Source organism: Paenarthrobacter sp. YJN-D (assembly GCF_015040335.1).
Classification (GTDB): domain Bacteria; phylum Actinomycetota; class Actinomycetes; order Actinomycetales; family Micrococcaceae; genus Arthrobacter; species Arthrobacter nicotinovorans.
Window position 1 is genome coordinate 3,903,399 of the sequence record NZ_CP053549.1, and the last position, 25,059, is coordinate 3,928,457.

Consider the following 25,059-nt stretch of genomic DNA (forward strand, 5'->3'; position numbering starts at 1 on the left):
TCCACCTACGAAAGGCCAGACATGACAACAACGCCAACCCTGCCGACGTCGGGCCTTACCGTCCTCAGCCTGCCCATGCGCGATCCCCGCGTCCGCCCGCTCCTGGACGAGCTCGCCGTCGAATACAACACCCGATACGGTGACCTGTTCAGCAGCGAGGGCGCAGCCGAGGAATTGAACCGCTACCCGGCAGAGGAATTCGCGCCGCCGCACGGAGCGCTCATCATCATCCAGGAAAACGGTGAATCCGTGGCCGGTGGCGCCTTCCGCCGCTACGACGAGCACACGGCCGAGCTCAAGCGGATCTGGACCCACTCCGCCCACCGCAGGCGCGGACTGGCTCGCCTGGTCCTGGCCGAACTCGAAAACGAAGCCCGTCGGCGCGGCTACCGGAAGCTGTACCTGACCACCGGTCCACGCCAGCCCGAGGCGAAGAATCTGTACCTCGCCACGGGTTACAAAGCCCTGTTCGACCTCGCCGCGGACCCCGAAGACATCAAGCATTTGGCCTTCAGCAAGGATCTTGCCAAGCCCAGCTAAGCTATGCGCATGGCCAACGAACCCAAAGCAACAACTGCTGAGAAACTCGCCACCATCCAGCAGGGTTACACTCTGCAAGGTGCCACCATCGAGCTGGGTGCCGCGATCGTGGACGGTGAAGTCCACAAGGAAGCCCAGGTCCGCCTGCCCCTCGCCATGATGAACCGCCACGGCCTTGTGGCAGGCGCTACCGGCACCGGCAAGACGGTGACGCTGCATATGATCGCCGAACAACTCTCGACGGCGGGCGTCCCGGTTTTCCTCGCGGACATCAAGGGTGATCTGTCCGGATTGGCGACGCCGGCCACCGGCAGTGAAAAGCTGACGGCACGTACGTCCTCGCTCGGCCAGGACTGGCAGGCCAAAAACTTCCCGGTCGAGTTCCTTTCGCTCGGCGGAGACGGCAACGGCATTCCGGTCCGGGCCACCATTACCTCGTTCGGGCCCATCCTGCTCTCCCGCATCATGGACCTCAACGACACCCAGGAGTCCAGCCTCCAGCTGATCTTCCACTTCGCGGACCAGAAGAACCTTGAACTGATCGACCTCAAGGACCTCCGCGCCGTGATCCAGTTCCTGACCTCGGACGAAGGAAAGGCCGAACTCGCCGAACTGGGCGGGTTGTCGAAGGCCACCGCCGGTGTCATCCTCCGCGAGCTGGTCGGCTTGGAAGCGCAGGGCATGGAGAAGTTCTTCGGCGAACCCGAGTTCGACACCGCCGAACTGCTCCGCACAGCACCGGACGGCCGCGGTGTCATCAGCTGCCTGGAACTGCCCACGCTCCAGACCAAGCCCCTCCTGTTTTCCACGTTCCTCATGTGGCTCTTGGCGGACCTTTTCGAGGACCTCCCCGAAGCCGGAGACCTCGACAAACCCAAGCTCGTGTTCTTCCTGGACGAGGCCCACCTGCTGTTCAACGACGCCTCCAAAGCCTTCCTCGACGCCATCACCACCACCGTCCGGCTGATCCGTTCCAAGGGCGTGGGTATCTTCTTCGTCACCCAGACCCCCAAGGATGTCCCGGCCGATGTCCTGGGCCAGCTGGCCAACCGCGTGCAGCACGCCCTGCGCGCCTTCACCCCCGAGGACGCCAAAGCCTTGAAGGCCACCGTGTCCACCTTCCCTGTCAGTGACTACGACCTCGAAGAGACCCTGACGTCAGCCGGCATTGGCGAGGCCGTCATCACCGTCATGAACGAAAAGGGCGCCCCCACGCCTGTGGCGCTGACCCGGCTCCGTGCCCCCGAGTCGGTCATGGGCCCCAGCGCCGACGATCTCATCAAGAGCACCGTCGCAGCGTCCCCGCTCCTGGCGAAGTACGGGACAGCTGTGGACAACCTCTCGGCCTACGAGAAACTCAATGGCCGGGCAGCCGCACCGACAGGCGATGCCGCACCGGGGCTGCCGCCCGTGCCGTCTTCCGGTACGCCCGTTGGAACATCCCAAGCGGACATAGACGCCGAAGCCCGCCGCATCGAGGAAGAGATCCTGGGACGGCCCAGTTCACGCCCGTCCACTTCAACCACCGACTCCTTCCCGGCGCCACCCGCTCCCCAGCCTGTCCCCCAGCAAGCACCACCACAGGACAGCGGCATGTTCGGCGACATCGCCGGAGCCCTTGGCGGCGCACTGGGCGGTGGCCTCAAGAGCATGGTCCGATCCATGGGAACGCAGCTGGGCCGGGACCTCATGCGCGGAGTTTTTGGTACGTCCTCACGTCGCCGGCGCTAGCTTCGCCAGCCTGGTGGAACCACGACGCCGGGTGGCAGCGACGCCTGCTGCCGCCCGCCGTCGGGCTTCTCCAGACGGCTGATAAAACGTCATAACGGGTACCTCCTGCACGGCGTGGGCTGTTGCGGCAGGTAACGTAAAGGGCGTGCAGTTGAGTCAAGCGTTCGTCAAGACCGCAGCCGGATGGCTGCTCGGTCTGATGCTTGCTGTCGTCGGCGCGATCGTCTGCATCAACCTGGTGGGCTCTTCCGTGGCCAGTCCGCAGCAGCCCGTCAAGGAGTATCTGCAGGCGCTCCAGGACGGCAAAGGCGAAGAAGCCCTGGGCCTCCTGCGGGCCAAAGTGCCCAGCGCCAACGCGGCCATGCTCGACGGCACGGCCCTCCAAACCGCCGCTTCCAAGTTGTCGGACGTCCATGTGGGGAATCCCGAGTCCCGCAGTGCAAACCGGGTAGCCGTTCCCGTGGACTACACCTTGGACGGCAGCCGGCTCCACACGGAATTCCTCATGGAACGAACCGGTACGCAGTGGCTGTTCTTCGGGAAGTGGGCGTTCGTGCCCACCACCCTGCCCACCATTGATGTGACCGTGGTGAACTCCAGCGAAGCCACCCTCAACGGCGTTCCCGTCAACATGCCCAACGGCCGCAACACGTTTGCCGTGTTCTTCCCGGGCAAGTACGAGGCCAGCCTTAACGGTACTTATTTCGAAGCTCCCGCAACCTCCGCGCTCGTCACAACGCGCGACGGCGGACAGGCACCCCTGAACCTGCAGACCCGGTCCACCAAAGCCATGAACGATGCCGTGGCTGGGAAAGTGCGCGAATTCCTGGACACCTGCGCAGCCCAGGCCACCGAACAGCAGCGCCTGCAGCCCGACTGCCCGTTCTACCACGTCAGCAATGCCCGGGTAGTGGACGGCACCATCAAGTGGGCCATCACGGAGTATCCCAAGATCACCATTGAACCGTTCAGCGGCAAATGGGTTGTTGCTCCGTTGAACGGCAAGGCTACGCTGACCGCCCGGGAGGTCAACCTGTTCACGGGACTCGTGAACGACCTCAACGTGGAGCACGACTTCAGCTTCACCACCCAGTTGGATGTCAGCGGCGACACTGTGACGGTTACACCCCTGCTGACGTTCTAGCCTGCGGGAAAAACCCGGCGGTTTTGTAGTGCTTTTTGGTACTGCAGGGCTGGTTTTTGGTACTGCAGGGCTGGCGCCGCCAGCGTAGTGGCACGCGGCCTTTGGGGATCGGGTCCCGGTGAAAAGCAGAACGGCCCGCCTCCTGCCCGGTGTGGGAGGAGACGGGCCAGCTGCGTGGGGTTTAGTCCATGCCGCGGAGGTCCAGCACGAGCTCAGACTCCCCGTCGGCCTGCAGGACCACCGGAATGCCCCAATCCTGCTGGTACAGGTGGCAAGCGGCGTGGTCCGGGATTTCGCCGTCTTCGGTTTCCGGTCCATCACAGGCGGCCGCGCGGGCCGTGATGTGCAGGATTCCTTCGGGGACATCCGCCGACAATTCAAGCGTGCGCAGGAGACCCACCGAGGTCCCGCCTCCGGAAACCAGGAGCTCGGGCGGTGTGGAGGAAATCTTCATCTGGGTGGGATCGCCCCAGCGGTCATCAAGCTTTTGACCGGTGGGAGCCTTGAAGCGAACGGCCAGCTCAAGGGTTCCGGGCGTGACCGGGCTCTTGGGGCGGTGCGTCTGCGATGCGCCCTCGTCCACCTGTTGGGCTTCCTTGGGGATCGGTACCAGGACCAGCTGGTGCTTATTCGATTCCACCACTACCAGCAACGGATCGCTGCCTTCCACCTGGACCACCACGACGTCGCTCGGCTCAGCGAGGCCCCGGGCCAGGGTGGAGACGGACTTGGTGGCGGGGTCGTAGCGGCGCACAGACCCGTTGTAGGTATCGGCGATGGCCACGGAGTTGTCCGGAAGCACAGTCACGCCCAAAGGGTGCTGCAAGCGGGCTTCCGCGGCTTCACCATCACGGAAGCCGAAATCGAACAGGCCCTTGCCTACTGCGGTTTCCACGGTCACGCCGGAATCGCTGACCACCAGGCGGCGCAAGGACGATGTCTCCGAGTCAGCTACCCAGATGTTGTCTTCGCCGTCGATTGCCAGGCCGGAGGATTGTGCGAACCAGGCTTCCTCGGCTTTGCCGTCCAGCAAACCTTCAAGACCGGAGCCGGCCAGGATGGAGACCTCATTGGCCAGGGGGTCGAAAGCGAAAATCTGGTGTGTGCCGGCCATGGCGATGACCACCTTCTGCAGCTTTTCGCTCCAGACCACATCCCACGGCGAGGAAAGGGACACTTCCGTGCCGCGCCCGAGCGCTCCAACATCCAGGGCGTCCCCGGCGAAGTCAGCCGGACCGTCGTCGTGGTGTTCAGACCAGGTACCGGCGCCGGAGTCGGTGACACGGGCGGGGCCGGTGTCCAGGAGCCGCTGCACGCCGTTGCCTGCGATCGTCTGGACGTATCCCGAGCTGAGGGTCACGCCTCGGAGGCGGTGGTTGACGGTGTCGGCCACCACGGCGTCGTAGCCGAGCTTCCAGGCCAACTCCGACGGCAAAAGGGTAACGCCCTGGGGTTCGTTGAACCGGGCAATTTCCGATTGCCCGTCCAGGTAGCCCTTGGTGCCGGACCCGATGATCCGCTCCACGGTCTCCAGATCCGGGCGCAACTCCACCAAACGGTGATGGCCGGAATCCACCACCAGGTAGTTTCCGTTGGCGAGCTGGGTTGCCTTACCGGGGAACCGCAGAGTGCCCGACGTCGGCACAGGGGCTACGTACGGACCGTCACCGCGGTGGAGGGTCCCCTTGGCTTCATGTTCAGCGACGAGTTCTTCGAGCAGGACGGCGAGGCCGTCTGCGTGGCCCTCGCCGGAAAGGTGGGCCACAATGTAGCCCTCGGGGTCCACTACCACCAGCGTGGGCCAGGCACGGGCGGTGTACGCCTTCCAGGTGGCCAGTTCGGGGTCATCCAGCACAGGGTGGTGGATTTCGTAGCGTTCGACGGCTGATGCCAAAGCGACAGGATCTGCCTCGTGCTCGAACTTGGGCGAATGCACGCCAACGGTTACCAGGACGTCCGAGTACTTTTCTTCCAACGGACGCAGCTCGTCGAGAACGTGCAGGCAGTTGATGCAGCAGAAGGTCCAGAAGTCGAGAAGCACGATCTTGCCGCGCAGGGACTCGAGGTCCAAGGACTTCCCACCGGTGTTGAGCCAGCCGCGGCCCTCGAGTTCGGAGGCCCGGACCCGGTGTTGGGTACGTACGGTTTCGCTCATCAGCGTCCTTCCAGCTTGGTGTTCGGGTCGGTTTGCCCGGAATTGTCGTTCGTGGGGCGCTCGGCCGGGGCTGTTGTGGTCGCCCTGGCTGTGCGGCTTGCAAGCTTGGCATCACGCTCAGCCAGCCGGGCAAACATATCGTTGTAAGCACTGAGATCGGCGTCGTTATTCCTGTCGGCCGCACGATCCACCCGGCGCTTCTCCCGTTCGTCGGACCGGGACCACATCACTGCCACGCCGATGGCCACCAGCAGCGTGGGGATTTCGCCGATGCCCCAGGCAACGGCGCCGCCCAATTGTTGGTCTCCCAGGGCCGAGGGGCCCCAGGCGCGGCCGAGGTTGCCGAAGTAATCCGCAGCGAGCAGGCCGGTGCCACCCATGATGGATACGCCAAAGAACGCGTGGAAGCCCATGGTTGCCAGAAGGAGCAGCAGCCGCATCGGGTACGGTGCACGGCGTGGCAAAGGATCGCTGCCGATCATGCTCAGGACAAAGATGTACCCGGTCAGCAGGAAGTGGAGGTTCATCAACTCATGGCCCACGTGCTCACGCATGGCCAGACCAAAAAGGTCCGAGTAGTAGAACAAGACGATGGAACCCGCGAAGTTTGCCGCCGCGAACAGGGGGTGCGTGACCACTTGGGAGAACCTGGAGTGTACAAACAGGAGCAGCCATTCCCGCAGGCCACGGGAGCCATGGGTACCTTCACCCCGGGACGGCAGGGCCCGAAGGGCCAGCGTCACCGGAGCGCCGAGAACCAGGAAGATGGGAGCCACCATAGTGAGGGCCATATGGTCCACCATGTGCGCAGAGAACAACACCCGGCCGTAGACAGCGGGCGGGCCGGACGTGATGTAGGTCAGGACCACCAGGCCGATCATCCAGTTCACCGTCCGGAAAACGGACCACTGGTCGCCACGGCGCCGGACCTTGACGATGCCCATGATGTAGGAGACGGCGCCAAACAACGCCACGCCTACCCACAGCCAGTCAAAGCGCCATTCGGTCAGCCAGCGCGAAGGGGTGAGTTCCGGCGGCAGCTCGTATCCGGAAAGGATGAACGACGGCGACGCGTCCGGTGCGTAGGTGGTGGGCTGCGGCGGAGCCGAGCGTCCCAACGCGACGGCGAGTCCCGACGTCGCGCCCATCACCAGCAGCTCAACCAGAACCAGCTGCCACAGCACCCGGCGCGCAGACATGGAGCCGTTCTTGCCGAGCTGCGGGATAACCCATTGGCGGTGCATGAAGCCGATACCGCCCAGCACCAACGTGGCGAGGGTCTTGGCCACAATGAGTTGACCGTAAGAGGAGCCGAAGAGGTCGGCCGGGTTGGTGACCCGGATGGCAGCGTTAATGACACCGGAAGCGAACACCAGGACGAAAGCGAAACCTGCCAGGGACGAGAATCGCCGAAGGGTCTGCTCCGTAATGTCCGGGGTCCCCTTCGTCCGGGAACCGGTGAGGATTCCGGACAGGACCGCGAGCATGATGATGCCGCCAACCCAGGTGGAGACGCCCACCAGGTGGAGGCCAAGGGAGTTGATGGCGCCCTCGTGATCGCTTGAACTGGAGGAGTGGCCGATGAGCGCCGTTGGAATCAGCCCGATCAGCGCGAGCACAAGCGTGAAGGCCAGGCCCGTCAGGGACCGGACCCCGAACAGGGCTGTAGTGACCACGGCGGCAATAATGGTGACGGCCAGCCAGGCTTTGCCGGTTTCGATGTCCGTCATGAAGTAGACCAGCGAACGGGTGAACTCCGCGTCCCCGGAAAGCGGCTGTCCGGCGACGTCCGAATAGGTCAGGACCAGGACGGCGACTGCGGACAGTGTCCACGCAGCGCCAGCGGCGGCGGCTACCGCGAGGGCCCGGGCAAATGCAGGATGCTCGACGGCGTCGGCGTCTTTCTCGCGGGACCGGGAGCCGCCGAGGTTCTTCGGCAGGATGCCCACGGCAAAGATCAGGCCGCCAATCACCGTGGCCACCGACACGTTGTGGATGGCTTTGGCAAACGGCAGGCCCCACCTGACCAGGGCGCCGGGATCTGAAACCTGGCGGGCCGCCGACGCGCCGGAGAAGATCAATGCCCCCGCAAGGGCGACGATCAGGACCGCCAGGCCCGCCAATTGCCAAGGAAGGGAAATCCCCGCGACTGTGGACCCTCCACGCGCTCCCGGCTTGGGAGGAGTCGAAGGGACAGTTGCGGAATTTCTTGCTGATGGCACTTATCCATTGTCCGCTACCTGTCGCCGGGCTGCGAATCGACAGTGCGCTATGTGCATTAACCCAAAGAAGAAGGGGCGGCAACCATCAGGTTGCCGCCCCTTCAAGGCCTATGCCGAAGAAGTTACTTCTTCTTGGCGACAGCTGCCTTCAGCTTGGAGCCAGCGGTCAGCTTGACGCTGTGGCCGGCTGCGATCTGGATGGTTTCGCCGGTCTGCGGGTTGCGGCCGGTGCGAGCTGCACGGTCGGTGCGCTCAACGGCGAGCCAGCCCGGGATGGTGATCTTCTCGCCGGCGGCGACAGAAGTCTCGAAAACTTCGAACAGTGCATCGAGCACGGAGTTGACTGCTGCCTGGCTGGTGCCAGCCTTGCCTGCTACCTCTGCAACGAGTTCACTACGGTTCTTAGCCATTTACGTCCTCCTGGACTCATACGTTTTTGAGCTTTCAAGCGGAATGCGAGCAAGCCACTGTTCGAAAACTTACCAGCTTGCGATGCCATGGCCAGCAAATTCCGCGTGTTTCCGCGCCTTTTTGACCAAAATCACCGGAATTTCGGGGTTTTTTGGAGCCATTTAAGCCCTTGGCGTACCCTGCGTCCTTGCTGCTGCTCCTGCGCCGTGCCGGTCAGAACAGGATGCGCTGGAACAAAACGTGGTCCTGCCACTCGCCAGCGATCTGAAGATAAGACGGCGCTACGCCGATCCGGTCAAAGCCGCAGCGCCCCAGGACAGCCTGCGACGGGGCGTTGTGGAGCAGGGTTGCGGCCTGGATCCTGTGGAGGTCAAGTTCCTGTGTGGCCATATCGACGACGGCGGCTACCGCACCTGACGCGGCGCCCCTGCCTGTACAGTCCTGGTCGATCCAATAGCCAAGGTTGGCATTCCGGAAGGGACCTCGGACGATGCCGGTCAATGTAATCATCCCGTAAACGCCCCGGTCGCCGGTGATGACCCAGGACACTTCGCTGCCGGCCGCGTACTGGTCGATCTTGGCGCGAATGACGGCTTCCTGGCCATGCTCGGTGAAGAATCCGTCGTCGCGGGTGGGCTCCCAAGGCGCCAGATGCCCGCGATTACGCAGGTACGCGCCAGCCAAATCCGCGGCGTCTGAAAGCTCAAGTGGACGAAGAAGCAACTGGTCACCACTATGGCCTTGTCCGATGGGCACACTTCGCACGAGATTCATCCCCAGACTCTACCGCCGGCTCCTTGGCCAATTGCGCAGGTGGCCGCAGAGTGATAGCTTTCGGGTGATCGTGAACAATCGGCAGGAGGTGAGACCCATGTACGCAGTATCCACCGTGGGCGCTCCCTGCATTCCACGATCCCGCGACTAAGCTGGTCGCTATCAGGAGCGCCCGTCACGCACATCGCGAAAGGCGTTCACTTGAACACTTCCTCATCTTCACCTTTTAACAACATTTCGACGGCGGCATCCGGCCGCGCGGGCACCGTCCAGTCCCAAGTTGAGTCCGGCTCCGCCATCCAGCAACCGTCCAACAGGCAGCGGGCATTGGTCCTTGGCGGCGGCGGCTCCACAGGCAACGCATGGCTCATCGGCGTCGTCGCTGGCCTTTTCGACGCCGGACTGGATGTCGCCACCCCCGAGCTCACCATTGGCACATCAGCGGGGTCCACCGCGGCGGCCCAACTGGCCGGAGCCAGCCCTGTCGAGCTCTTTGAAGCCATCCTCAGTTCGGTCCCACAGAAACCCGCAGGCGCTGATAAGTCCGCACCACGCCAAGCTGCCATCGGGCCCGTTCGTTCCGTGCCCGGACCAAATATGGAAACGGGACGCACTGCCACAAGACCCGTGATGGATCACATGGAGCGAACCGGCAATATCATGAAGGCCTCCTCCGACATGGCGGACATGCGCCGGCGGCTTGGAGCGGCCGCCGTAGAGATCGCCGCTTCCATGGAAGGTGCCAGCGCGCGCTGGCGGGACATAGTGGCAACCCGCTTGCCGCAAGCCCAGTGGCCGGAAAGAGCGATACTCCTGACAGCCGTCAATGCCCGGACGGGTGAACCGGTGGCGTTCGACCGGGAGAGCGGCGTGGATCTCGTGGACGCAGTGGCTGCCAGTTGCGCCAGCGGTTTCGCCTACAGCATCGGCGACGAGCAATACATCGACGGCGGCTACCGTACCAACGCCGAGAATGCGGACCTGGCGGCCGGATACGGAAGCGTGCTGGTGTTGTCACCCTTCGGTGGGCGAACCCGGACTCCTGCTGAATGGGGCATTCATCTCGATTGCCAAGTGGACGTCCTGCGCGCCGGCGGCAGCCAGGTGGAAACAATCATCCCGGACAGCGAAGCCGAGCATATGTTCGGCGTCAATGCGATGGACTTTTCCCTAAGGCCAGCCGCCGCTCGTGTCGGCTTTGAACAGGGCCGGGTCCTGGCTTCCCGGTTGGCCGGCTTCTGGGCTGCGCGTTAGCGTTACGTGGTTTGTTAAATGGAAGAGCCCCAACCGTGGTTGGGGCTCTTCGTTAATGGTTGTCCGGCGGTGTCCTACTCTCCCACACCCTCCCGGGTGCAGTACCATCGGCGCTGTGGGTCTTAGCTTCCGGGTTCGGAATGGGACCGGGCGTTTCCCCCACGCTATGACCGCCGTAACTCTGTTACCCGTCCCGACCCCTTGGTGTGGGGGTGGGTGGGAAGCTTGTGGTTACAACTGTGGTGTTATGTAGTTGTTGTTGTTGGTTCCTGGAACGGTTGTTGTTCGGGAACCACATAGTGGACGCGTGCAGTGTTTTGTGTGTGGTGTAAGTTGTTGGCCTATTAGTACCGGTCAGCTTCACGAGTCTTTAGTCCTCGCTTCCACATCCGGCCTATCAACCCAGTGGTCTGGCTGGGGGCCTCTCACACGTAATGTGTATGGAAATCTCATCTTGAAGCGAGCTTCCCGCTTAGATGCTTTCAGCGGTTATCCCATCCGAACGTAGCTAATCAGCGATGCACTTGGCAGTACAACTGACACACCAGAGGTTCGTCCGTCCCGGTCCTCTCGTACTAAGGACAGCCCTTCTCAAATTTCCTGCGCGCGCAGCGGATAGGGACCGAACTGTCTCACGACGTTCTAAACCCAGCTCGCGTACCGCTTTAATGGGCGAACAGCCCAACCCTTGGGACCTACTCCAGCCCCAGGATGCGACGAGCCGACATCGAGGTGCCAAACCATGCCGTCGATATGGACTCTTGGGCAAGATCAGCCTGTTATCCCCGAGGTACCTTTTATCCGTTGAGCGACGGCCATTCCACAATGTACCGCCGGATCACTAGTCCCGACTTTCGTCCCTGCTCGAGATGTCTCTCTCACAGTCAAGCTCCCTTGTGCACTTACACTCGACACCTGATTGCCAACCAGGCTGAGGGAACCTTTGGGCGCCTCCGTTACTTTTTAGGAGGCAACCGCCCCAGTTAAACTACCCATCAGGCACTGTCCCTGACCCGGATCACGGGCCGAAGTTAGATGTCCAAAGTGACCAGAGTGGTATTTCAACGATGACTCCACCCGAACTGGCGTCCGGGTTTCAACGTCTCCCACCTATCCTACACAAGCCACTCCGAACACCAATACCAAACTATAGTAAAGGTCTCGGGGTCTTTCCGTCCTGCTGCGCGTAACGAGCATCTTTACTCGTACTGCAATTTCGCCGAGTTTATGGTTGAGACAGCGGGGAAGTCGTTACTCCATTCGTGCAGGTCGGAACTTACCCGACAAGGAATTTCGCTACCTTAGGATGGTTATAGTTACCACCGCCGTTTACTGGGGCTTAAATTCTCAGCTTCGCCACAAGTGGCTAACCGGTCCTCTTAACCTTCCAGCACCGGGCAGGAGTCAGTCCGTATACATCGTCTTGCGACTTCGCACGGACCTGTGTTTTTAGTAAACAGTCGCTTCCCCCTGGTCTCTGCGGCCCACACCCGCTCACGGAGAGCAAGTCTCCATCACGGGGCAGGCCCCCCTTCTCCCGAAGTTACGGGGGCATTTTGCCGAGTTCCTTAACCATAATTCTCTCGATCGCCTTGGTATTCTCTACCTGATCACCTGTGTCGGTTTGGGGTACGGGCGGCTAAAACCTCGCGTCGATGCTTTTCTTGGCAGCATAGGATCACCGGATCCCCCCTTACGGGAGTCCCATCAGATCTCAGGAACGTGCTCGAAGCACACAGGAACGGATTTGCCTATCCCTGACCCTACATCCTTAGACCGGGGCAACCATCGCCCGGCCCGGCTACCTTCCTGCGTCACACCTGTTAATACGCTTACCTCCCGGGATCAGGTCCCGCGCTCGGCCAAAACCCACAACACCACAAGGGTGAGCGGGCAGGCTCCGGGCGGTTAGTATCCCCCGCTTGGCATGGGCGGTTTTTCGCCGGTACGGGAATATCAACCCGTTGTCCATCGACTACGCCTGTCGGCCTCGCCTTAGGTCCCGACTTACCCAGGGCAGATTAGCTTGACCCTGGAACCCTTGATCATTCGGCGGACGGGTTTCTCACCCGTCTTTCGCTACTCATGCCTGCATTCTCACTCGTGTAGGCTCCACCGCTGGTTTCCACCGCGACTTCACTGCCCACACGACGCTCCCCTACCACTCCACACCCCTGAACCACGAAGGCTAGGGTACTGTGTGAAATCCACAACTTCGGCGGTGTACTTGAGCCCCGCTACATTGTCGGCGCGGAATCACTTGACCAGTGAGCTATTACGCACTCTTTCAAGGATGGCTGCTTCTAAGCCAACCTCCTGGTTGTCTTCGCAACTCCACATCCTTTCCCACTTAGCACACGCTTAGGGGCCTTAGTTGGTGGTCTGGGCTGTTTCCCTCTCGACTATGAAGCTTATCCCCCACAGTCTCACTGCTGCGCTCTGACTTACCGGCATTCGGAGTTTGGCTGACGTCAGTAACCTTGTAGGGCCCATCGGCCATCCAGTAGCTCTACCTCCGGCAAGAAACACGCAACGCTGCACCTAAATGCATTTCGGGGAGAACCAGCTATCACGGAGTTTGATTGGCCTTTCACCCCTACCCACAGCTCATCCCCTCCATTTTCAACTGAAGTGGGTTCGGTCCTCCACGACGTCTTACCGTCGCTTCAACCTGGCCATGGGTAGATCACTCCGCTTCGGGTCTAGATCACGCCACTACACTCGCCCTATTCAGACTCGCTTTCGCTACGGCTACCCCACACGGGTTAACCTCGCGACGTAACACTAACTCGCAGGCTCATTCTTCAAAAGGCACGCCGTCACAGTAACAAGACTGCTCCGACGGATTGTAAGCACACGGTTTCAGGTACTGTTTCACTCCCCTCCCGGGGTACTTTTCACCTTTCCCTCACGGTACTGGTCCGCTATCGGTCATTAGGAAGTATTTAGGCTTATCAGGTGGTCCTGACAGATTCGCACGGGATTTCTCGGGCCCCGTGCTACTTGGGATACTCTCCAGGCGGCACACAACATTACGGTTACGGGGCTCACACCCTCTCTGGCCGGCCTTTCAAGACCGTTCACCTATGCACGCACTCTCACCTCACTGGCCCGGCAGAACCAGAACGGAAAGTCCCACAACCCCGCCCATGCAACGCCCGCCGGCTATCACACATGGAAACGGTTTAGCCTGATCCGCGTTCGCTCGCCACTACTAACGGAATCACTCTTGTTTTCTCTTCCTGCGGGTACTGAGATGTTTCACTTCCCCGCGTTCCCCCCACGCACCCTATGTGTTCAGATGCGGGTCACACAATCACCATGACAGCGTTGTGCGGGGTTTCCCCATTCGGACATCCTGGGATCAACGCTCGGTTATCAACTCCCCCAGGCTTATCGCAGATTCCTACGTCCTTCTTCGGCTCCTAATGCCAAGGCATCCACCGTGTGCCCTTAAAAACTTGACCACACAAACATGATCAAAAACTTACTCGAGAGAACCACGAGCCACTACGGCCCAAGGTTCATTCATAAGAAATTGCTGTATGGAACACACACACCAAAGCGTGTATGTCCCAGATGCTCGCGTCCACTATGTAGTTCTCAAACAACAACCCCATCAACCAACCCCCCAACCCGCCACAACCCACACACGCAGGCCGCAACACAAAGACCGGAGGAACCGGCTGCAGGAACAAAAGAAACACCAGAAGTGCCCCCCTGCATTGCTGCAAAAAGGTCCTGTTGCCTCAGGACCCAACAGTGCGCCAAACACAACCCCCACCAGCCGCACCCCGGACACGTTCCCAACAACCCACACCCCCACACAAAGCAGGAGCACGAACCGCCGTACTAGCACCAGGACACAACCACGAAAGCCATGCCAAAAAAATGATTCGTTGATATTCCACCCATGAGCACCCACCGCAGAACAAACGCCTGCGCAATGGGCAACACTGACAACAACCAGACACCCCATGCAGGGCACCAATCATTGCAAGCAGCTCCTTAGAAAGGAGGTGATCCAGCCGCACCTTCCGGTACGGCTACCTTGTTACGACTTAGTCCCAATCGCCGGTCCCACCTTCGACGGCTCCCCCCACAAGGGTTAGGCCACCGGCTTCGGGTGTTACCAACTTTCGTGACTTGACGGGCGGTGTGTACAAGGCCCGGGAACGTATTCACCGCAGCGTTGCTGATCTGCGATTACTAGCGACTCCGACTTCATGGGGTCGAGTTGCAGACCCCAATCCGAACTGAGACCGGCTTTTTGGGATTAGCTCCACCTCACAGTATCGCAACCCTTTGTACCGGCCATTGTAGCATGCGTGAAGCCCAAGACATAAGGGGCATGATGATTTGACGTCGTCCCCACCTTCCTCCGAGTTGACCCCGGCAGTCTCCTATGAGTCCCCGGCCGAACCGCTGGCAACATAGAACGAGGGTTGCGCTCGTTGCGGGACTTAACCCAACATCTCACGACACGAGCTGACGACAACCATGCACCACCTGTAAACCGACCGCAAGCGGGGCACCTGTTTCCAGGTCTTTCCGGTTCATGTCAAGCCTTGGTAAGGTTCTTCGCGTTGCATCGAATTAATCCGCATGCTCCGCCGCTTGTGCGGGCCCCCGTCAATTCCTTTGAGTTTTAGCCTTGCGGCCGTACTCCCCAGGCGGGGCACTTAATGCGTTAGCTACGGCGCGGAAAACGTGGAATGTCCCCCACACCTAGTGCCCAACGTTTACGGCATGGACTACCAGGGTATCTAATCCTGTTCGCTCCCCATGCTTTCGCTCCTCAGCGTCAGTTACAGCCCAGAGACCTGCCTTCGCCATCGGTGTTCCTCCTGATATCTGCGCATTTCACCGCTACACCAGGAATTCCAGTCTCCCCTACTGCACTCTAGTCTGCCCGTACCCACTGCAGAACCGGAGTTGAGCCCCGGTCTTTCACAGCAGACGCGACAAACCGCCTACGAGCTCTTTACGCCCAATAATTCCGGATAACGCTTGCGCCCTACGTATTACCGCGGCTGCTGGCACGTAGTTAGCCGGCGCTTCTTCTGCAGGTACCGTCACTTACGCTTCTTCCCTACTGAAAGAGGTTTACAACCCGAAGGCCGTCATCCCTCACGCGGCGTCGCTGCATCAGGCTTGCGCCCATTGTGCAATATTCCCCACTGCTGCCTCCCGTAGGAGTCTGGGCCGTGTCTCAGTCCCAGTGTGGCCGGTCACCCTCTCAGGCCGGCTACCCGTCGTCGCCTTGGTAGGCCATTACCCCACCAACAAGCTGATAGGCCGCGAGTCCATCCAAAACCACAAAAGCTTTCCACCCCCCACCATGCGATGAGGAGTCATATCCGGTATTAGACCCAGTTTCCCAGGCTTATCCCAGAGTCAAGGGCAGGTTACTCACGTGTTACTCACCCGTTCGCCACTAATCCCCCAGCAAGCTGGGATCATCGTTCGACTTGCATGTGTTAAGCACGCCGCCAGCGTTCATCCTGAGCCAGGATCAAACTCTCCGTTGAAGTGAAACAAAATCAAACAGACACAACCACACCCACCGGAAATAACGGCAAACACGGCTGCACAAAATTCGAAACCAGCTGAAAACCAGACCACCACACACGGGGGTGCGCAGCAACCTGGCAAAAATTCAACCAATCAATAAAACAATCGGTATCAACAAACTTGGCACACTATTGAGTTCTCAAACAACAGACCCCCCAAAACATCACCCCACCGGAACACCACACAAAGCAGCGCACCACAACAGGGCCATTGGAAAAGAAGAGTTATTTTTGGCCGCCTACCGAACCGTACACACCTTCCGGCTTTCCGTTTCGCACCCGGCGACTCAGAAAACAATACACGCCCCACAACCCCAACGCAAATCCACCACCCAACACCCCCACACCAACCCCCAAAACCCCACCAAACCGCCGTCGAACACCACCTACAAGGACTCCGCGTGGAACGGCCTCAAGGCCGCATCAGGGGAGTGTATCCGGGGTCCCGTAATGACGGTGCAGACGGTCATCCAGGAAACGCATGATGGACTCGATCCTGTGACCGTCGAGGGATGGCTCGATCACCATCAGCCCCCTGGCCCGCCCCTGCAAATAGCAGACGAAGGCCGGCCGGCCACCTGCTTGCACAGGGAGCAGCGTATAACTGCCACCCGGGCGTCCGGACGCGCTGGCTCGAAGGAAGTCCCCGACCGCATCCCGCCCAACGTAGCTCTCCACAGCAGGAGGCATGGCCAGCCAACATTCGTCGGTCAACAGCGCAAGGACGGCATCCACGTCATCACGTGAAAAGGCATCCGCAAATTGCCTGGCCAGCTCAAGGTAACCGGTGCTGTTCACCCGTGGTGCGGGGGAAGGCTTAGCGGAGCGGGCGCGTTGCAGCAGCCCCTTGACCGCGGTCGAACTGATGGAAAGCATGTCGGCCGCCTCAGCTGCGGTGAAGGCCAGTACGTCGCAGAGAATCAGCACAGCCGTCTGCCGCGGAGGCATCCGTTGCAACGCCACCACGAAAGCGAGCTCGATGGTCTCGCGCGCCACCGCCCGGGCCGCCGGGTCCAGCTCGCTGAGCAGCACCTCGGGGTAGGGCTGCAAATTCCCAAGCTCGAACCGGTCGCCAGGCGCCGGCAGCTCGAAAGGCGGAGGCGGTGCGGGACGCGGTCGGCGGCCCTGCTCCCTTCGCATGTTCAGGGAGCGTGTGGTGGCGATCCGATACAGCCAGGTACGAAGGGATGACCGGCCTTCGAATCCGGGCAGACCCTGCCACGCAGCGAGCAGCACCTCCTGCATGACCTCATCGGCGTCGTCAACCGACCCTACGATCCGGTAGCAGTGCACATGCAACTCCCGGCGAAAAGGTGCAATCAGCGAAGCGAAGGCCGACTCGTCACCGGCCCTGGCCGACTCCAACTCCGCAGACGTCATGGTCCCATCTTGGCACGTGCCCCTGATGCGTTCCGATGAGCCCGGTTCCGGTGTCTTAACTGGTGCAAACGCCCAACGAAAGGAACAAGCCAATGTCCGACAAGCAGGCCCGAGCCGTTGAAATCGCTGTTGCCTACTACCGAGCATGGACAACCAACGACATGGACGAGGCAGCAAAACTCCTGGCCCGGGATGTCGTTTGCCATGCACCCTCGGGGGCCATCAAGGGAATTGATGCCGTGCGATCGTTCATGGAGCCCTACGCTGCTTCGCTGACAGGGACCGCGCTCCTGGCTGCCCACGGCACCGGGAACGAAGCACTTCTCATGTACGAGACAGCCAACCGGGCGGTCCAGCACGCTCCGGCCGCTGAACTGTATCGGATCGAAGACAATCACATCAGCGAGATCCGCATCATCTTCGACCGGCTGCCGTTCGCGCTGGCCCGGGGTCAGGTGGTGGCTGCCTGACTGGCTTTGTTAAATGGAAGAGCCCCAACCGTGGTTGGGGCTCTTCGTTAATGGTTGTCCGGCGGTGTCCTACTCTCCCACACCCTCCCGGGTGCAGTACCATCGGCGCTGTGGGTCTTAGCTTCCGGGTTCGGAATGGGACCGGGCGTTTCCCCCACGCTATGACCGCCGTAACTCTGTTACCCGTCCCGACCCCGTTGGTGTGGGGGTGGGTGGGAAGCTTGTGGTTACAACTGTGGTGTTATGTAGTTGTTGTTGTTGGTTCCTGGAACGGTTGTTGTTCGGGAACCACATAGTGGACGCGTGCAGTGTTTTGTGTGTGGTGTAAGTTGTTGGCCTATTAGTACCGGTCAGCTTCACGAGTCTTTAGTCCTCGCTTCCACATCCGGCCTATCAACCCAGTGGTCTGGCTGGGGGCCTCTCACACGTAATGTGTATGGAAATCTCATCTTGAAGCGAGCTTCCCGCTTAGATGCTTTCAGCGGTTATCCCATCCGAACGTAGCTAATCAGCGATGCACTTGGCAGTACAACTGACACACCAGAGGTTCGTCCGTCCCGGTCCTCTCGTACTAAGGACAGCCCTTCTCAAATTTCCTGCGCGCGCAGCGGATAGGGACCGAACTGTCTCACGACGTTCTAAACCCAGCTCGCGTACCGCTTTAATGGGCGAACAGCCCAACCCTTGGGACCTACTCCAGCCCCAGGATGCGACGAGCCGACATCGAGGTGCCAAACCATGCCGTCGATATGGACTCTTGGGCAAGATCAGCCTGTTATCCCCGAGGTACCTTTTATCCGTTGAGCGACGGCCATTCCACAATGTACCGCCGGATCACTAGTCCCGACTTTCGTCCCTGCTCGAGATGTCTCTCTCACAGTCAAGCTCCCTTGTGCACTTACACTCGACACCTGATTGCCAACCAGGCTGAGGGAACCTTTGGGCGCCTCCGTTACTTTTTAGGAGGCAACCGCCCCAGTTAAACTACCCATCAGGCACTGTCCCTGACCCGGATCACGGGCCGAAGTTAGATGTCCAAAGTGACCAGAGTGGTATTTCAACGATGACTCCACCCGAACTGGCGTCCGGGTTTCAACGTCTCCCACCTATCCTACACAAGCCACTCCGAACACCAATACCAAACTATAGTAAAGGTCTCGGGGTCTTTCCGTCCTGCTGCGCGTAACGAGCATCTTTACTCGTACTGCAATTTCGCCGAGTTTATGGTTGAGACAGCGGGGAAGTCGTTACTCCATTCGTGCAGGTCGGAACTTACCCGACAAGGAATTTCGCTACCTTAGGATGGTTATAGTTACCACCGCCGTTTACTGGGGCTTAAATTCTCAGCTTCGCCACAAGTGGCTAACCGGTCCTCTTAACCTTCCAGCACCGGGCAGGAGTCAGTCCGTATACATCGTCTTGCGACTTCGCACGGACCTGTGTTTTTAGTAAACAGTCGCTTCCCCCTGGTCTCTGCGGCCCACACCCGCTCACGGAGAGCAAGTCTCCATCACGGGGCAGGCCCCCCTTCTCCCGAAGTTACGGGGGCATTTTGCCGAGTTCCTTAACCATAATTCTCTCGATCGCCTTGGTATTCTCTACCTGATCACCTGTGTCGGTTTGGGGTACGGGCGGCTAAAACCTCGCGTCGATGCTTTTCTTGGCAGCATAGGATCACCGGATCCCCCCTTACGGGAGTCCCATCAGATCTCAGGAACGTGCTCGAAGCACACAGGAACGGATTTGCCTATCCCTGACCCTACATCCTTAGACCGGGGCAACCATCGCCCGGCCCGGCTACCTTCCTGCGTCACACCTGTTAATACGCTTACCTCCCGGGATCAGGTCCCGCGCTCGGCCAAAACCCACAACACCACAAGGGTGAGCGGGCAGGCTCCGGGCGGTTAGTATCCCCCGCTTGGCATGGGCGGTTTTTCGCCGGTACGGGAATATCAACCCGTTGTCCATCGACTACGCCTGTCGGCCTCGCCTTAGGTCCCGACTTACCCAGGGCAGATTAGCTTGACCCTGGAACCCTTGATCATTCGGCGGACGGGTTTCTCACCCGTCTTTCGCTACTCATGCCTGCATTCTCACTCGTGTAGGCTCCACCGCTGGTTTCCACCGCGACTTCACTGCCCACACGACGCTCCCCTACCACTCCACACCCCTGAACCACGAAGGCTAGGGTACTGTGTGAAATCCACAACTTCGGCGGTGTACTTGAGCCCCGCTACATTGTCGGCGCGGAATCACTTGACCAGTGAGCTATTACGCACTCTTTCAAGGATGGCTGCTTCTAAGCCAACCTCCTGGTTGTCTTCGCAACTCCACATCCTTTCCCACTTAGCACACGCTTAGGGGCCTTAGTTGGTGGTCTGGGCTGTTTCCCTCTCGACTATGAAGCTTATCCCCCACAGTCTCACTGCTGCGCTCTGACTTACCGGCATTCGGAGTTTGGCTGACGTCAGTAACCTTGTAGGGCCCATCGGCCATCCAGTAGCTCTACCTCCGGCAAGAAACACGCAACGCTGCACCTAAATGCATTTCGGGGAGAACCAGCTATCACGGAGTTTGATTGGCCTTTCACCCCTACCCACAGCTCATCCCCTCCATTTTCAACTGAAGTGGGTTCGGTCCTCCACGACGTCTTACCGTCGCTTCAACCTGGCCATGGGTAGATCACTCCGCTTCGGGTCTAGATCACGCCACTACACTCGCCCTATTCAGACTCGCTTTCGCTACGGCTACCCCACACGGGTTAACCTCGCGACGTAACACTAACTCGCAGGCTCATTCTTCAAAAGGCACGCCGTCACAGTAACAAGACTGCTCCGACGGATTGTAAGCACACGGTTTCAGGTACTGTTTCACTCCCCTCCCGGGGTACTTTTCACCTTTCCCTCACGGTACTGGTCCGCTATCGGTCATTAGGAAGTATTTAGGCTTATCAGGTGGTCCTGACAGATTCGCACGGGATTTCTCGGGCCCCGTGCTACTTGGGATACTCTCCAGGCGGCACACAACATTACGGTTACGGGGCTCACACCCTCTCTGGCCGGCCTTTCAAGACCGTTCACCTATGCACGCACTCTCACCTCACTGGCCCGGCAGAACCAGAACGGAAAGTCCCACAACCCCGCCCATGCAACGCCCGCCGGCTATCACACATGGAAACGGTTTAGCCTGATCCGCGTTCGCTCGCCACTACTAACGGAATCACTCTTGTTTTCTCTTCCTGCGGGTACTGAGATGTTTCACTTCCCCGCGTTCCCCCCACGCACCCTATGTGTTCAGATGCGGGTCACACAATCACCATGACAGCGTTGTGCGGGGTTTCCCCATTCGGACATCCTGGGATCAACGCTCGGTTATCAACTCCCCCAGGCTTATCGCAGATTCCTACGTCCTTCTTCGGCTCCTAATGCCAAGGCATCCACCGTGTGCCCTTAAAAACTTGACCACACAAACATGATCAAAAACTTACTCGAGAGAACCACGAGCCACTACGGCCCAAGGTTCATTCATAAGAAATTGCTGTATGGAACACACACACCAAAGCGTGTATGTCCCAGATGCTCGCGTCCACTATGTAGTTCTCAAACAACAACCCCATCAACCAACCCCCCAACCCGCCACAACCCACACACGCAGGCCGCAACACAAAGACCGGAGGAACCGGCTGCAGGAACAAAAGAAACACCAGAAGTGCCCCCCTGCATTGCTGCAAAAAGGTCCTGTTGCCTCAGGACCCAACAGTGCGCCAAACACAACCCCCACCAGCCGCACCCCGGACACGTTCCCAACAACCCACACCCCCACACAAAGCAGGAGCACGAACCGCCGTACTAGCACCAGGACACAACCACGAAAGCCATGCCAAAAAAATGATTCGTTGATATTCCACCCATGAGCACCCACCGCAGAACAAACGCCTGCGCAATGGGCAACACTGACAACAACCAGACACCCCATGCAGGGCACCAATCATTGCAAGCAGCTCCTTAGAAAGGAGGTGATCCAGCCGCACCTTCCGGTACGGCTACCTTGTTACGACTTAGTCCCAATCGCCGGTCCCACCTTCGACGGCTCCCCCCACAAGGGTTAGGCCACCGGCTTCGGGTGTTACCAACTTTCGTGACTTGACGGGCGGTGTGTACAAGGCCCGGGAACGTATTCACCGCAGCGTTGCTGATCTGCGATTACTAGCGACTCCGACTTCATGGGGTCGAGTTGCAGACCCCAATCCGAACTGAGACCGGCTTTTTGGGATTAGCTCCACCTCACAGTATCGCAACCCTTTGTACCGGCCATTGTAGCATGCGTGAAGCCCAAGACATAAGGGGCATGATGATTTGACGTCGTCCCCACCTTCCTCCGAGTTGACCCCGGCAGTCTCCTATGAGTCCCCGGCCGAACCGCTGGCAACATAGAACGAGGGTTGCGCTCGTTGCGGGACTTAACCCAACATCTCACGACACGAGCTGACGACAACCATGCACCACCTGTAAACCGACCGCAAGCGGGGCACCTGTTTCCAGGTCTTTCCGGTTCATGTCAAGCCTTGGTAAGGTTCTTCGCGTTGCATCGAATTAATCCGCATGCTCCGCCGCTTGTGCGGGCCCCCGTCAATTCCTTTGAGTTTTAGCCTTGCGGCCGTACTCCCCAGGCGGGGCACTTAATGCGTTAGCTACGGCGCGGAAAACGTGGAATGTCCCCCACACCTAGTGCCCAACGTTTACGGCATGGACTACCAGGGTATCTAATCCTGTTCGCTCCCCATGCTTTCGCTCCTCAGCGTCAGTTACAGCCCAGAGACCTGCCTTCGCCATCGGTGTTCCTCCTGATATCTGCGCATTTCACCGCTACACCAGGAATTCCAGTCTCCCCTACTGCACTCTAGTCTGCCCGTACCCACTGCAGAACCGGAGTTGAGCCCCGGTCTTTCACAGCAGACGCGACAAACCGCCTACGAGCTCTTTACGCCCAATAATTCCGGATAACGCTTGCGCCCTACGTATTACCGCGGCTGCTGGCACGTAGTTAGCCGGCGCTTCTTCTGCAGGTACCGTCACTTACGCTTCTTCCCTACTGAAAGAGGTTTACAACCCGAAGGCCGTCATCCCTCACGCGGCGTCGCTGCATCAGGCTTGCGCCCATTGTGCAATATTCCCCACTGCTGCCTCCCGTAGGAGTCTGGGCCGTGTCTCAGTCCCAGTGTGGCCGGTCACCCTCTCAGGCCGGCTACCCGTCGTCGCCTTGGTAGGCCATTACCCCACCAACAAGCTGATAGGCCGCGAGTCCATCCAAAACCACAAAAGCTTTCCACCCCCCACCATGCGATGAGGAGTCATATCCGGTATTAGACCCAGTTTCCCAGGCTTATCCCAGAGTCAAGGGCAGGTTACTCACGTGTTACTCACCCGTTCGCCACTAATCCCCCAGCAAGCTGGGATCATCGTTCGACTTGCATGTGTTAAGCACGCCGCCAGCGTTCATCCTGAGCCAGGATCAAACTCTCCGTTGAAGTAAAACAAAATCAAACAGACACAACCACACCCACCGGAAATAACGGCAAACACGGCTGCACAAAATTCGAAACCAGCTGAAAACCAGACCACCACACACGGGGGTGCGCAGCAACCTGGCAAAAATTCAACCAATCAATAAAACAATCGGTATCAACAAACTTGGCACACTATTGAGTTCTCAAACAACAGACACTACCGGCACCACCCACACCCACAGGGTCCAGGATCGCTCCGGAGCAACTTTCCAAACTTACCCGAACCACCCGATCTTGGCAAATCAACGTTCCCGCGATTCTCCGATCAAGCATCCGGCCCCACCCACACAGCACGCTCAAAAGCGAACCATTTCTCAGGCTGTTATCAAGGGGGTCGGCCCCCGCAGTTCTCAGCTCCAGGCTGTCTCACTCGCGGCGACTCAGAAGACATTACACGCCCACAAGCCCCCACACAAATCCACCCCAACACCACCCAAAAAACCCCGCAAACACAACCCAAACAACCCCACCAACCCAACAAACCACCCCCAAACCCACCAAAACAACCACCGTGAACCCCATCACAACCCACCCACACCCACGCACCCAACCCAACAACCGCCGTCGAACCCCATCCCAGCGGAACGCGACCAAGCGACCGGCCCAAACCCTCGGGAAGCGAGCAAGCGTCACAACCAAACCCGTGGAACGTGAGCGAGCGTCGGCCTGAAACCCTCGGGAAGTGAGCAAGGGTCACGCTCAAACCCTAGGGATGTGAGCGAGCGTCGGAAGAGGGGGCGGTTATCCGGCAGCGCGCGTCCAAGGGAGGAACGACCGAGCGCGCAGAGGATGACCGCCCCCTCCCCGCCGGCCACCCCTCCCCGACAGCCACCCTTCCGAGACCGCCGCCTCCCCGCCGGCCATCCCTCCCCGACAAGCCCCACCGGCCTGAGGAACTGAACAACCCGCGCTTAAACACAAAAAGGGCCGGCAACCATAACGGTCGCCGGCCCTTTCAGAGCTTCGTGATTACCAGGAAGACTTGGTGATGCCCGGGAGCTCACCGCGGTGAGCCATGTCGCGGAAGCGAACACGGGAGATACCGAACTTCTGGAGCGTGCCGCGGGGACGGCCGTCGATCTGGTCGCGGTTACGCAGACGGATCGGGGAGGCGTTGCGGGGCAGCTTCTGCAGGCCGAGGCGTGCAGCTTCGCGTGCTTCGTCAGTCGCGTTGGGGTCAACCAGGGTCTTCTTCAGTTCGAGACGCTTGGCAGCGTAACGCTCAACAATGACCTTGCGCTGCTCGTTGCGAGCAATCTTGGACTTCTTTGCCATGTGTTTAGCGCTCCTCTCGGAATTCGACGTGCTGGCGGATCTTGGGGTCGTACTTCTTCAGGACCAGGCGGTCCGGGTCGTTACGACGGTTCTTGCGGGTTACGTAGGTGTAACCGGTGCCCGCAGTGGACTTCAGCTTGATGATCGGACGTACGTCCTTGTCCTTTGCCATTAGAGCTTTACTCCTCGTGCCAGGATGTCGGCGACGACTGAGTCGATGCCGCGTACGTCGATGGTCTTGATGCCACGGGCTGACAGGGTCAGCGTGACATTACGGCGCAGGGACGGAACCCAGTAGCGCTTCTTCTGAATGTTCGGGTCGAACCGGCGCTTGTTGCGACGGTGCGAGTGCGAAATGCTGTGTCCAAAGCCCGGCTCGGCTCCGGTCACTTGGCAGTGTGCTGCCATGACTCTCCTCCAAAGATTGAATGTAACGGCGTGCAGATGTTCCTGCGTTGCCGTGCGACAGGCAGTGTTCGCATCCGGGTCCACACCATTTCGGTAGTTTCCGCAGCAAGTGCGGCGAAGAAGGCTGGCCTCAGGACCGCAATGATTCAGGTCCTG

13 protein-coding genes and 6 rRNA genes are annotated in these 25,059 nt (G+C 59.8%); 5 read left to right on the forward strand and 14 right to left on the reverse strand.

Annotation, left to right across the window (positions count from 1 at the left end; genetic code table 11):
- Positions 1 to 21 precede the first annotated feature (21 nt).
- The 3 genes from HMI60_RS18090 to HMI60_RS18100 all read left to right on the forward strand — a co-directional run bounded on the left by HMI60_RS18090 (position 22) and on the right by HMI60_RS18100 (position 3,415).
- Entirely contained in the window at positions 22 to 540 is a 519-nt protein-coding gene (locus HMI60_RS18090) for a GNAT family N-acetyltransferase (protein WP_026267222.1), read from the forward strand.
- A 3-nt stretch (positions 541 to 543) separates the two neighbouring features.
- Positions 544 to 2,271, forward strand: coding sequence for a helicase HerA-like domain-containing protein (locus tag HMI60_RS18095; RefSeq protein WP_193590147.1), 1,728 nt, complete (start codon positions 544 to 546; stop codon positions 2,269 to 2,271).
- Between the two features lie 151 nt (positions 2,272 to 2,422).
- Complete coding sequence (locus HMI60_RS18100) at positions 2,423 to 3,415, forward strand: hypothetical protein (protein WP_179128412.1); 993 nt, start codon at positions 2,423 to 2,425, stop codon at positions 3,413 to 3,415.
- Positions 3,416 to 3,596: 181 nt separating this feature from the next.
- Here HMI60_RS18100 and HMI60_RS18105 read toward each other — a convergent pair whose 3' ends face one another.
- The 4 genes from HMI60_RS18105 to HMI60_RS18120 all read right to left on the reverse strand — a co-directional run bounded on the left by HMI60_RS18105 (position 3,597) and on the right by HMI60_RS18120 (position 8,977).
- Positions 3,597 to 5,570, reverse strand: a complete 1,974-nt coding sequence (locus HMI60_RS18105; RefSeq protein ID WP_193590148.1) for an NHL domain-containing thioredoxin family protein — start codon at positions 5,568 to 5,570, stop codon at positions 3,597 to 3,599.
- Positions 5,570 to 7,792 carry a cytochrome c oxidase assembly protein gene (locus tag HMI60_RS18110; protein WP_193590149.1) on the reverse strand — a complete coding sequence of 741 codons (2,223 nt, stop codon included), beginning with the start codon at positions 7,790 to 7,792 and terminating at the stop codon, positions 5,570 to 5,572. Before HMI60_RS18110 ends, HMI60_RS18105 begins: the two co-directional genes overlap by 1 nt.
- A 122-nt stretch (positions 7,793 to 7,914) precedes the next feature.
- Positions 7,915 to 8,202 (reverse strand): HU family DNA-binding protein, encoded by a 288-nt coding sequence (locus tag HMI60_RS18115; RefSeq protein WP_011776355.1) that lies wholly within the window; start codon positions 8,200 to 8,202, stop codon positions 7,915 to 7,917.
- A gap of 214 nt (positions 8,203 to 8,416) precedes the next feature.
- Complete coding sequence (locus tag HMI60_RS18120; protein ID WP_193590150.1) at positions 8,417 to 8,977, reverse strand: GNAT family N-acetyltransferase; 561 nt, start codon at positions 8,975 to 8,977, stop codon at positions 8,417 to 8,419.
- Positions 8,978 to 9,178: 201 nt separating this feature from the next.
- On the opposite strand from HMI60_RS18120, the gene HMI60_RS18125 reads away from it, so the two are divergent.
- The gene (locus HMI60_RS18125; protein WP_193590151.1) at positions 9,179 to 10,231 is read left to right on the forward strand and encodes a patatin-like phospholipase family protein; all 1,053 of its coding nucleotides are present in this window, start codon (positions 9,179 to 9,181) and stop codon (positions 10,229 to 10,231) included.
- Between the two features lie 61 nt (positions 10,232 to 10,292).
- On the opposite strand, the gene rrf (HMI60_RS18130) is transcribed toward HMI60_RS18125, so the two are convergent.
- From rrf (HMI60_RS18130) to HMI60_RS18145, 4 genes are all read right to left on the reverse strand, one after another.
- Positions 10,293 to 10,409, reverse strand: a 5S ribosomal RNA gene (rrf, locus tag HMI60_RS18130).
- Between the two features lie 145 nt (positions 10,410 to 10,554).
- Positions 10,555 to 13,698 (reverse strand): 23S ribosomal RNA (locus HMI60_RS18135).
- A 545-nt stretch (positions 13,699 to 14,243) separates the two neighbouring features.
- Positions 14,244 to 15,762 (reverse strand): 16S ribosomal RNA (locus HMI60_RS18140).
- Positions 15,763 to 16,227: 465 nt separating this feature from the next.
- Positions 16,228 to 17,184 (reverse strand): RNA polymerase subunit sigma-70, encoded by a 957-nt coding sequence (locus HMI60_RS18145; RefSeq protein ID WP_193590152.1) that lies wholly within the window; start codon positions 17,182 to 17,184, stop codon positions 16,228 to 16,230.
- A gap of 92 nt (positions 17,185 to 17,276) precedes the next feature.
- On the opposite strand from HMI60_RS18145, the gene HMI60_RS18150 reads away from it, so the two are divergent.
- Positions 17,277 to 17,654 carry a nuclear transport factor 2 family protein gene (locus tag HMI60_RS18150; protein WP_018780367.1) on the forward strand — a complete coding sequence of 126 codons (378 nt, stop codon included), beginning with the start codon at positions 17,277 to 17,279 and terminating at the stop codon, positions 17,652 to 17,654.
- 56 nt (positions 17,655 to 17,710) lie between these two features.
- Here HMI60_RS18150 and rrf (HMI60_RS18155) read toward each other — a convergent pair.
- From rrf (HMI60_RS18155) to rpmB, 6 genes are all read right to left on the reverse strand, one after another.
- Positions 17,711 to 17,827: ribosomal RNA gene (gene rrf, locus HMI60_RS18155) — 5S ribosomal RNA — on the reverse strand.
- Between the two features lie 146 nt (positions 17,828 to 17,973).
- Positions 17,974 to 21,117 (reverse strand): 23S ribosomal RNA (locus HMI60_RS18160).
- A gap of 545 nt (positions 21,118 to 21,662) precedes the next feature.
- Positions 21,663 to 23,181: ribosomal RNA gene (locus tag HMI60_RS18165) — 16S ribosomal RNA — on the reverse strand.
- Together the 16S, 23S and 5S rRNA genes form the textbook arrangement of a ribosomal RNA operon.
- Before the next feature lie 1,008 nt (positions 23,182 to 24,189).
- Positions 24,190 to 24,495 (reverse strand): 30S ribosomal protein S14, encoded by a 306-nt coding sequence (gene rpsN / locus HMI60_RS18170; protein WP_011776360.1) that lies wholly within the window; start codon positions 24,493 to 24,495, stop codon positions 24,190 to 24,192.
- 4 nt (positions 24,496 to 24,499) lie between these two features.
- Positions 24,500 to 24,667, reverse strand: a complete 168-nt coding sequence (gene rpmG, locus HMI60_RS18175; protein ID WP_003798558.1) for a 50S ribosomal protein L33 — start codon at positions 24,665 to 24,667, stop codon at positions 24,500 to 24,502.
- The gene (rpmB, locus tag HMI60_RS18180) at positions 24,667 to 24,903 is read right to left on the reverse strand and encodes a 50S ribosomal protein L28 (RefSeq protein ID WP_011776361.1); all 237 of its coding nucleotides are present in this window, start codon (positions 24,901 to 24,903) and stop codon (positions 24,667 to 24,669) included. The genes rpmG and rpmB overlap by 1 nt, the downstream gene beginning before the upstream one ends.
- Positions 24,904 to 25,059: the final 156 nt, after the last annotated feature.

Bases quoted from the DNA above. Each gene is read 5' to 3' on its own strand.
- HMI60_RS18090 (WP_026267222.1), top strand. From the start codon at position 22: ATGACAACAACGCCAACCCTGCCGACGTCGGGCCTTACCGTCCTCAGC.
- HMI60_RS18095 (WP_193590147.1), top strand. From the start codon at position 544: ATGCGCATGGCCAACGAACCCAAAGCAACAACTGCTGAGAAACTCGCC.
- HMI60_RS18105 (WP_193590148.1), bottom strand. From the start codon at position 5,570: ATGAGCGAAACCGTACGTACCCAACACCGGGTCCGGGCCTCCGAACTC.
- HMI60_RS18115 (WP_011776355.1), bottom strand. From the start codon at position 8,202: ATGGCTAAGAACCGTAGTGAACTCGTTGCAGAGGTAGCAGGCAAGGCT.
- HMI60_RS18120 (WP_193590150.1), bottom strand. From the start codon at position 8,977: ATGAATCTCGTGCGAAGTGTGCCCATCGGACAAGGCCATAGTGGTGAC.
- HMI60_RS18145 (WP_193590152.1), bottom strand. From the start codon at position 17,184: ATGACGTCTGCGGAGTTGGAGTCGGCCAGGGCCGGTGACGAGTCGGCC.
- HMI60_RS18150 (WP_018780367.1), top strand. From the start codon at position 17,277: ATGTCCGACAAGCAGGCCCGAGCCGTTGAAATCGCTGTTGCCTACTAC.
- rpsN (WP_011776360.1), bottom strand. From the start codon at position 24,495: ATGGCAAAGAAGTCCAAGATTGCTCGCAACGAGCAGCGCAAGGTCATT.
- rpmG (WP_003798558.1), bottom strand. From the start codon at position 24,667: ATGGCAAAGGACAAGGACGTACGTCCGATCATCAAGCTGAAGTCCACT.
- rpmB (WP_011776361.1), bottom strand. From the start codon at position 24,903: ATGGCAGCACACTGCCAAGTGACCGGAGCCGAGCCGGGCTTTGGACAC.